The organism is Methylobacterium sp. GC_Met_2 (assembly GCF_026540795.1).
GTDB lineage: Bacteria > Pseudomonadota > Alphaproteobacteria > Rhizobiales > Beijerinckiaceae > Methylobacterium.
Map to the genome: position 1 here is coordinate 1 of NZ_JALNUM010000219.1, position 3665 is coordinate 3665.

3 protein-coding genes are annotated in these 3665 nt (G+C 70.8%); all 3 read right to left on the reverse strand.

Translation table 11 applies throughout. The features are described from left to right. Positions 1–112: 112 nt before the first annotated feature. Genes OXS49_RS32855 through metG form a run of 3 tightly spaced genes read right to left on the reverse strand, consistent with a single transcriptional unit; the run spans position 113 to position 3346 of the window. The gene (locus OXS49_RS32855) at positions 113–916 is read right to left on the reverse strand and encodes an MBL fold metallo-hydrolase (RefSeq protein WP_267428694.1); all 804 of its coding nucleotides are present in this window, start codon (positions 914–916) and stop codon (positions 113–115) included. Between the two features lie 23 nt (positions 917–939). After that, positions 940–1740: a TatD family hydrolase gene (locus OXS49_RS32860; RefSeq protein ID WP_267428695.1), complete on the reverse strand. Its 801-nt coding sequence runs from the start codon at positions 1738–1740 to the stop codon at positions 940–942. A 28-nt stretch (positions 1741–1768) separates the two neighbouring features. Next, positions 1769–3346 carry a methionine--tRNA ligase gene (gene metG / locus OXS49_RS32865; protein WP_267428696.1) on the reverse strand — a complete coding sequence of 526 codons (1578 nt, stop codon included), beginning with the start codon at positions 3344–3346 and terminating at the stop codon, positions 1769–1771. Positions 3347–3665: the final 319 nt, after the last annotated feature.

Below are 3665 nucleotides of genomic sequence, written 5' to 3' on the forward strand. Positions count from 1 at the left end.
GATCCACCAATCCGAGCCGTCAACAGCCTTGTTGGCCGGGAGGGCGATTTTCTTGGACTCTGGCGACGACGGGTGTGTGACGCCCGATTCGCAGGCCCCGGCCTATCCCCCGTCAGGCGTCGAGGCTGAGGGTCATGCCGTCATAGGCGGGAACGATGCCGTCCGGCAGGCGCGCCGCCAGGGCCGCGTAATCGAGATCGGTGTGCAGGTTGGTCAGCACCGCCCGCCGCGGTTTGACCTCGGCGATCAGCGCCAGGGCGTCCGAGACGGAGAAGTGGGTCGGGTGTGGCGTGTCCCGCAGGGCATCGATGACCAGCAGCTCGAGCCCGTGGAGCCGGGCGAGGCTCGCCTCCGGGATCAGGCTCACGTCGGGCATGTAGGCCGCTTGGCCGAAGCGGAAGCCCAGGGCGGCCTCGTTGCCGTGCTCCACCGGGAGCGATTCCACGGTGATCACGCCCCCCTCCCCCTGCAGGGTCAGGTCGCGGTCGGCAGCGAGGTCGCGCAGGTCGAGGATCGGCGGGTAGGCGCTCCCGGGGGGCGTCTCGAAGCAGTAGCCGAACCGGGTGGTGAGCAGCGACCGGGTCAGGGCGTCGGCGTAGACCGGAATGCGGCCCCGCATGGCGATCACCAGCGGGCGCAGGTCGTCGATGCCGTGGGTGTGGTCGGCGTGGGCGTGGGTGTAGAGGACCGCGTCCAGGCGCCTCACCTCGGCGTCAATGAGCTGTTCGCGCAGATCGGGCGAGGTGTCGACGAGCAGCGTGGTCCGCCCGGTCTCCGACACGCGCTCGACCAGGATCGAGCAGCGCCGCCGGCGATTGCGCGGCTCCTCGGGATCGCAGGCGCCCCAGCCGCTGCCGACCCGCGGGACCCCGCCCGACGAGCCGCAGCCGAGGATGCGCAGGGTCAGGCTGGCCATCCGGATCTCCCGCTCCTAACCCGTCACGCGGCGCCCGGAGGCGTTCCGGCGGCCTTGTCGAACAGCGTGAAAAAATTCGCCGTGGTGATCCGGGCCAACTCCTCCGGGGCGAGCCCCAGGGTCTCGGCCAGCGACCGGGCGGTGTCGGCCGTGTAGGCCGGCTCGTTGGTCCGCCCGCGATGGGGCTCGGGGGCGAGGAACGGCGCGTCGGTCTCCACCAGGAGACGGTCGAGGGGCACGGCCCGGGCGATGTCGCGCAGGGCATGCGAACGCCGGAAGGTGACGATGCCGGAGAAGGAGACGTAGAGCCCCAGCTCAACCCCGGCCTCCGCCAGCCGGGGGCCGGACGAGAAGCAGTGCAGCACCGCCCGGAACGGTTTTTGGCCCATCTCGTCGGTGAGCACCCGCTCCATATGGTCGTCGGCGTCACGGGCGTGGATCACCAGCGGCAGGCCGGTCTGGCGGCAGGCCTCGATATGGGCGCGCAGCACCCGCTCCTGCACCGCCTCGGGGGCGGCGTCGGGATAATGGTAGTCGAGACCCGCCTCGCCGATCCCGACGCAGCGCGGGCTGCTCTCTGCCAGCGCCGCGATCGTCTCGGCGGCCACATCCGGCTCCTCGGCGGCGCCGTCCGGATGGGTACCGATCGTGTGCCAGACGTCCGGGTACGCCTCGGCGATCGCCCGGTAGGTGTCGGCCTTGGCGACCCGGGTGGAGATCGTGAGCATGCCGGTCACCCCCGCGACCTTGGCGCGGGCGATCACGCCCGGCAGGTCGGCGGCGAAATCCGGGAAGTCGAGATGGCAGTGGCTGTCGATGAGCATCGGGACTTTGGGTTGGGACTTCGGGCCGTCAGGCGGCCGGAGCTTCGGGGCGCTCGAAGCGCGGGAAGATCGGCGCGGGGGCCGGGAGCGCCGTGCCGGGCACGAGGCGGCCCCCCTCCCCGACGTCGGCGAGCTGGCGCCGGTCGGCCGGCACCGCCAGCAGGTCGAGGAGCTTGGCCGCCGCCCCCGGCACGAAGGGCTGGGTCAGGATGCCGAAGACGCGCAGGCTCTCCAGGGTCGTGTACAGCACGGCGTTCATCCGGGCCGGGTCGGACTTGCGGAGCTTCCACGGCTCCTGGGCCGCGAAGTAGCGGTTGGCCTCCGCGACCACGGCCCAGATCTCGGAGAGCACGCTGTGCAGCGCCAGATCGCCCATCAGGGCGCGGGCCCGCTCCGGCAGGGCGTCGGCCTGGGCCAGCAGGGCCGTGTCGGCCGCGTCGAACGGACCGGGATCCGGCACCGCGCCGTCGCAGTTCTTGGCCACCATCGAGAGCGAGCGCTGGGCGAGGTTGCCGAGGTCGTTGGCGAGGTCGGCGTTGAGCCGGCCGATGATCGCCTCGTGGCTGTAGCTGCCGTCGCCGCCGAACGGCACCTCGCGCAGCACGAAGTAGCGCACCGGATCGACCCCGTAGGTGTCGGCGAGCTCGAACGGGTCGAGGACGTTGCCGAGCGACTTCGACATCTTCTCGCCCTTGGAGAGCAGGAAGCCGTGGCCGAAGACGCGCTTGGGCAGCGGCAGCCCGGCCGACATCAGGAAGGCCGGCCAGTACACCGCGTGGAACCGGACGATGTCCTTGCCGATGATGTGCAGATCCATCGGCCAGAATTTGTTTTGGGGGTTCTCCGCGTCGGGGAAGCCGGTGACGGTGAGATAGTTGGTGAGCGCATCGACCCACACGTACATGACGTGGTTCGGATGGCCCGGCACCGGCACGCCCCAGTCGAACGTGGTGCGGCTGACCGAGAGGTCCTTGAGGCCGGAGCGCACGAAGCTCGCCACCTCGTTCTTCCGGGTTTCCGGCCCGATGAAGCCGGGCTGCTCCTCGTAGAGCGTCAGCAGCCGGTCCTGATAGGCGGAGAGCCGGAACAAAAAGTTCTCCTCCTCCATCCACACGACCGGCGTGTCGGTGGCGAGGCTGCGGCGGGTGCCGTCCTCCAGGAGGCGGGTCTCGGCCGCGTCGTAATAGGCCTCGTCACGGACCGAGTACCAGCCGGCATAGGTATCGAGGTAGATGTCGCCGTTGGCCTCCATGCGCCGCCAGATGGCCTGGGCAGCTTCGTAATGGCCCGGCTCGGTGGTGCGGATGAAGCGGTCGTAGGCGCAGTCCATCCGGTCGGCCATGGCCTGGAACCGGGCGGCCGTGCCGTCGACGTAGGCGCGCGGCGTGGTGCCGGCCCGGGTCGCGGCCTGCTGGATCTTCAGCCCGTGCTCGTCGGTGCCGGTGGAGAACAGCACGTCGTAGCCGTCGAGCCGGTGGAAGCGCGCGATCGCGTCGGCGGCGATCACCTCGTAGGCGTGGCCGATATGGGGCGCGCCGTTGGGGTAGGAGATCGCGGTCGACAGGCCGAAGGTCTTTTTGGGCTGCGCCGGGGCGTTGGACGTCACGTCTGTGGTGTTCCGGATCATCGCGAAAAGCTGCCCGCGTTGTCGCGCGGCAGCGGCCGGGACGCAACCATTGCAAGGCCCACCCGGCAAGGCCCACCCGGCAAGGCCCGGGCTCGGCCCCATCCGGTTGCGCCTCGGACATGCGTCATCGTCCCCGCGCGCTCGTCGCGCCGGGGGCATGGCCCAAGAGAGACAACACGCGGGACGCGGGACGCCGCGGGAACCCAGGTGTCGGCCAGATACGCGCGGGATCCGGTCCCCGCGGCGCCCGCGGCATCGACCGGGCATGGTCCCCGGCCGGTGCCGTCTTTCTCGTCGC